Source organism: Methylobacterium sp. J-070, from assembly GCF_022829385.1.
Lineage (GTDB): Bacteria > Pseudomonadota > Alphaproteobacteria > Rhizobiales > Beijerinckiaceae > Methylobacterium.
On sequence record NZ_JAKSXX010000072.1, the window covers coordinates 1 to 4,186 of the forward strand.

The window sequence follows — 4,186 nt, forward strand, 5'->3', positions numbered from 1 at the left end:
TTGAAGATGTAATTCGCTGCAGCAACGTCGTTGTCGGCGAGCACCTCCTTGATGTGCCGGTACATTCGGGGCCACAGGCCCTTCTTCGGCTCGACGCCCCAGCCGCGCCAGAGGTTCAGCCGCCCGTCGACCTCCTGCCCAGCGCCAGGCTGGAAGGTGACGCCCTCGTACTGCCGGCGCTCGGGATGCTTGAGCCACAGTGGCCGAGGGGGATCTTCTTGTCCTGGCCGATCCGCACGGTGCGGTTGAGGTGGAAGTTCCGGAAATCCTCGAACGGAAGGTACGTCGCCACCTCGCGGGTATGCCCCTTCTGCCGGTGCGGCTCGAAGGTGAGGACGCGGGTCTTCTCGGCTCTGACGAGGCCGATCCACTGCATCTCGAACTCGGCGCGCGTCTCGATGATGGTCGCGTTCAGCCCGAGACACCCGAGGCTGGCGGGCGCGGCGTAGGCCACCACCTTCGGCTCGGCCGCCACTACGGAGACCATCCGGGACGCGGGCCACGACTGCTGCTAGATCGCGCCCTGGCTTCGGTCCGCGGTGACAGTCTCGGAGTGAAGCCTAGAGCCCGTCCCGATCCCCCCCGACGGGGCGGGCTCCTTCGCGCCTCGTCGTGTCGATCGCGCTCTGGCGACCGCCGCCCCCGCATGGCACCTGTTCGCTATGGCGACTTCTGACAAAACCGGATGCGAGGTGCGGATCGACGGCGCGTGGAGGCTCGTGCCGCTGGCCGGGGCGCACGCCCATCACCGCGCCGCCGAGAAGCGCTGTCCGGTCTGCCACGGGCGTGTCCACACGCAGGGGTCCTACTCACTGCAGGGCGCCGTCACGATCGCGCACCGGCGGGTGCATGACGGCTGCCCCAGGATGCCCAAGCACTACGCCGGTACGCCGAAGCCGCATCCGCAGGCTCTGGACTGAAACGCACCGTTCGCGCGGCTATCCATCGCTTGCCAGCTCAGCTCTTGAGCCGCGTGTTGCAGGCCGAGTAGTAGCCGCCGCCCTTCACGATCCATTTCGCACCACCCAGCGTGCCGGCGGCCTTGGCGGCGTTATAGCTGTCCAGGCAGGTGTGCATCCGCGCCTTGCCGGCCGACTCCTTCGCGTACTTCGGATCGACGGCGGAGGGGTACGCGGCCGTGCCGATCGCGGCAGGGACAGCCGTCGGCCTCGCAGCCGTTGTGGGCGGGGCAGGGGCCGGAGCGGCAGTCTTAGTTGCGCCAGGCGCCATAGGGTTTGGCACCGCGGTGGTCGCCGCGTCCGGCGGGGCGCCGCACTCAGCCTTGCGGAAGTCGTTCCACTTCTGGCCGTTGAGCGTCCCGGCCTGCTTGGCGGCCTGGTACTTCACCGAGCAGTCCTTGGTGGATAGGGCTGCGGCGGGCGTAGCAACGGCGCCCAGGCTGAGGGCGAGGAGAGCGGCAGACAGCAGGGGGCGGGACATGATGATCGTCTCCGAGCCCGAAGCGGGGCTGGACGGTCACGCTATCTCGGCAGCGCACGGTCGCAAAGCCATCGCCGATGCTCATCAACTGCCCCAAGGCGTCGGCTCCTCCTGCGGATCGTAGGTCTGGCTGTGCTGCGCGGGCATGCGCTCAAGATGGCGAGCGGCGGGGCGGGTGTCGAGGCAGGTACGCTACTTCGAAGGCTCCGCCGGATTGATGCCTGAAGGTGATGCCGTGCGGTTCGGCATTGGCGCCTGGGGGTCGTGAGCAGAGTCGCTGGTTGGGTTTGCGGCCGGAACCGGCCGGTCCTTGTTCTCCGCGATCGAGTGACCGCCGGGATTGGACGCATCCTTGGCGGCCGACTCCTCGCGCGGCACCGGTGCTTGGCTAAAGCCGTCCTGGGCGCTTCGGTCCTTGTCGCCCATTGCGTCGATGCCCTTGATCTCTCCGGGCTTCGTCTGGGCCTGCACAGATGCAGTGAGCGCGAGTGTTGCGAACGCGGCAAAGGCCACGCTCAGCGGAAGGGAAGCGCTGGCCATCGGATCGTCTCGGCTGTCGTGAAAATGTTCATGGGCAACCGGTCGAGCCATATGCCTGTTCCAGCTTGACGGACCTCTCCGATAACCGGACCGCGCCACTGATGGCCAATCAAACCTCGAACGGTGAAGACAGCGCGGCTACGCCGATCCTACCTGCGCACATCGAGGACACCGTCCGCGCCATCGCGGATCTCCATTGGGAGCATCACCGCAAGGCCACGCCGGTCCAGCGCACCGTCGCTCGCATGACCAGCGCCATCGGGCGCCCGCGCTTCGTCGGCCTGCTCACTCTGGCGATCCTCAGTTGGATCAGCCTCAACCTCATCCTCCCCGCACTCGGCCACGCTGGCCTCGACCCGCCGCCCTTTGCGTATATGCAGGACGCAGCCGGTATCCTGAGCTTGTACATCACCAGCCTGATCCTGATCACGCAACGGCACGATGAGCAGCTGGCCGAGCACCGGGCTCAGCTCACCCTAGAACTCGCGATCGTCTCTGAGCAGAAGAATGCCAAGATCATCGCTCTGCTGGAGGAGATGAGGCGCGACCATCCCCACATCAGCGATCGGCTCGACGATGAAGCAGAGGCGATGGCGCGACCGATCGACCCCCAGGCCGTGCTCGACGCCATCAAGGACACGCATGGTGATCTGCTCTCAACAGACGAGCAGATCGCGCCGGCGTGATCGCGGACCGCGACGCTTCATCCCAGACTTATCGTCGACAAGAATTCTGCTTCAGCATTCTGCGGCACGTCGTCAGCCTCTCTGCGCCCGACGTCGGCGCGAATTGGGCGCACAGGGCAAGGCACAAGCCCAGATCACGATGGACCGGATTGCTGGCTCTCCGGGCGGCGAAGTCAGCCGCTGATGGGGAGTAACGGGGGTGTGCGAGCCTCAGGGATCAGCCGCTGATCGGGGATTGCGCTACATGCATCCAGGTCCGTGACCTCGTTGGCGTTTTTCCGAGCTTCAAGTGTGCGTTCGACCTATCGGTCCGATCGCGTGAGTACTGCTATGCCAAGGCCGGCTGACGCGTGATCTGAGGGGCGGCTGGGATCACCTCTTCGGACGGCGCGGCACCCGAGCCCTCCACCAAGCCGATCAGATCGGCCTCAGTCAGCTGGGTGCCATCCGGATCGGTGACGGTGATGTCCCGGCGCTCAGCCGCTGTAAGATCGCGCAGCTTGCGCAGCGCCCAAGCCGCCGTCGGGCATTTGTAGGTGATAGTGCCCTTCTCGGCGACGCCCCGAACGACGAAGAGGCGGCGCTGTTCCATCACACGTCTATCCCGGCTGCGCCGAGGATGGCCCGTCGCTTCAAGATACCGATGCGATGGGAGCGGATCGCATGCTCAAGGTCAAGCACGCCGGGATCGTTCTCCTCACGCAGGATCGCGACCGCTCTGGCGAGTACGGAGATGACCTGCTCATCGACCAAGATGCTCATGGCAATCCTGGTCCGGAGCCGGCTGCAGGCGTGATCCATGTCTGAATTGGGTTTCGACATGAGGCTTCAACGGCGTCGGCGCTTTCTGGTTCGTTGGAACCTCTCAGGCGCACAATTGCCTCTCTCCGCGCTCAGCCTACGCCGGTCGGCCCATCCAGCACCCGCCTCACCCTCCGCGCGAGATCGAGTCGGCGGTAGGGCTTCATGATGATCTCGAACTCCAAGCTTCTCGTGTCGGTGCGCTCCAGCGACGCTTCGGCGAAGCCCGTAATCAGCAGTATGCAGATCTTGGGCTGACGCTCCCGCGCGGCCCGGGCCAGCATCACCCCGTTCATCCGCCGGGCATGATCAGGTCGGTGAACAGTATGTCGATGCGCGCCTCCCCGTCCAGCGTGCGCAACGCCTCATCCGGGCTAATCGCCGTCAGCACCGTGTAGCCGAAATCCTCTAGGATCATCCCGGCCGTCGCCGCACCCCATCCGAGCAGCGTAGTCGCTCGCCTCTCTGACCCTGCGGAGAATATCAACAGGCATAGCTGCCGTAACGCGTGGTTGAGCAGGCCATGAGCCGGCGCCCTGCGATGTCCAGATCGGCAACACCGCACCGAGCCTTAACCCACCGCCCGTGCGGCTTCACGGACCTGACGTGTGGCGGCGTCGACCTGCTCAGAGGCTCTGGCGATCGCCTCCATGCCGCCGGCGATCGTCGTGACACCATGGGCGGCCGTGTGCATGCTGCCCGACATCTCCCGGGTCACC

At 65.8% G+C, this 4,186-nt stretch carries 7 protein-coding genes and 1 pseudogene; 2 read left to right on the plus strand and 6 right to left on the minus strand.

The features are described 5' to 3' along the window. Positions 1-115: 115 nt before the first annotated feature. Complete coding sequence (locus MKL01_RS05330) at positions 116-475, minus strand: hypothetical protein (RefSeq protein ID WP_243904183.1); 360 nt, start codon at positions 473-475, stop codon at positions 116-118. A 187-nt stretch (positions 476-662) separates the two neighbouring features. Here MKL01_RS05330 and MKL01_RS05335 point away from each other — a divergent pair, with 187 nt between their 5' ends. After that, entirely contained in the window at positions 663-920 is a 258-nt protein-coding gene (locus MKL01_RS05335; RefSeq protein ID WP_243904184.1) for a hypothetical protein, read from the plus strand. A gap of 37 nt (positions 921-957) precedes the next feature. On the opposite strand, the gene MKL01_RS05340 is transcribed toward MKL01_RS05335, so the two are convergent. Both MKL01_RS05340 and MKL01_RS05345 read right to left on the minus strand, forming a co-directional pair. Beyond that, positions 958-1,440, minus strand: a complete 483-nt coding sequence (locus MKL01_RS05340; RefSeq protein ID WP_243904185.1) for a hypothetical protein — start codon at positions 1,438-1,440, stop codon at positions 958-960. Positions 1,441-1,632: 192 nt separating this feature from the next. Next, complete coding sequence (locus MKL01_RS05345) at positions 1,633-2,031, minus strand: hypothetical protein (protein ID WP_243904186.1); 399 nt, start codon at positions 2,029-2,031, stop codon at positions 1,633-1,635. Positions 2,032-2,081: 50 nt separating this feature from the next. On the opposite strand from MKL01_RS05345, the gene MKL01_RS05350 reads away from it, so the two are divergent. Then, the gene (locus MKL01_RS05350; RefSeq protein ID WP_243904187.1) at positions 2,082-2,666 is read left to right on the plus strand and encodes a DUF1003 domain-containing protein; all 585 of its coding nucleotides are present in this window, start codon (positions 2,082-2,084) and stop codon (positions 2,664-2,666) included. Between the two features lie 328 nt (positions 2,667-2,994). On the opposite strand, the gene MKL01_RS05355 is transcribed toward MKL01_RS05350, so the two are convergent. The 3 genes and pseudogenes from MKL01_RS05355 to MKL01_RS05365 all read right to left on the minus strand — a co-directional run. Next, complete coding sequence (locus MKL01_RS05355; RefSeq protein WP_243904188.1) at positions 2,995-3,258, minus strand: hypothetical protein; 264 nt, start codon at positions 3,256-3,258, stop codon at positions 2,995-2,997. Next, complete coding sequence (locus MKL01_RS05360; RefSeq protein ID WP_243904189.1) at positions 3,258-3,428, minus strand: hypothetical protein; 171 nt, start codon at positions 3,426-3,428, stop codon at positions 3,258-3,260. The genes MKL01_RS05355 and MKL01_RS05360 overlap by 1 nt, the downstream gene beginning before the upstream one ends. Before the next feature lie 131 nt (positions 3,429-3,559). Further along, positions 3,560-3,900: pseudogene (locus MKL01_RS05365) on the minus strand (response regulator); the annotation flags it as partial. Between the last annotated feature and the right edge of the window lie 286 nt (positions 3,901-4,186).

Excerpts from the sequence above, each read along its gene's own strand:
- MKL01_RS05360 (WP_243904189.1), bottom strand. The coding sequence starts at position 3,428 with ATGAGCATCTTGGTCGATGAGCAGGTCATCTCCGTACTCGCCAGAGCG.
- MKL01_RS05355 (WP_243904188.1), bottom strand. The coding sequence starts at position 3,258 with ATGGAACAGCGCCGCCTCTTCGTCGTTCGGGGCGTCGCCGAGAAGGGC.
- MKL01_RS05340 (WP_243904185.1), bottom strand. The coding sequence starts at position 1,440 with ATGTCCCGCCCCCTGCTGTCTGCCGCTCTCCTCGCCCTCAGCCTGGGC.
- MKL01_RS05345 (WP_243904186.1), bottom strand. The coding sequence starts at position 2,031 with ATGGCTCGACCGGTTGCCCATGAACATTTTCACGACAGCCGAGACGAT.
- MKL01_RS05335 (WP_243904184.1), top strand. The coding sequence starts at position 663 with ATGGCGACTTCTGACAAAACCGGATGCGAGGTGCGGATCGACGGCGCG.
- MKL01_RS05350 (WP_243904187.1), top strand. The coding sequence starts at position 2,082 with ATGGCCAATCAAACCTCGAACGGTGAAGACAGCGCGGCTACGCCGATC.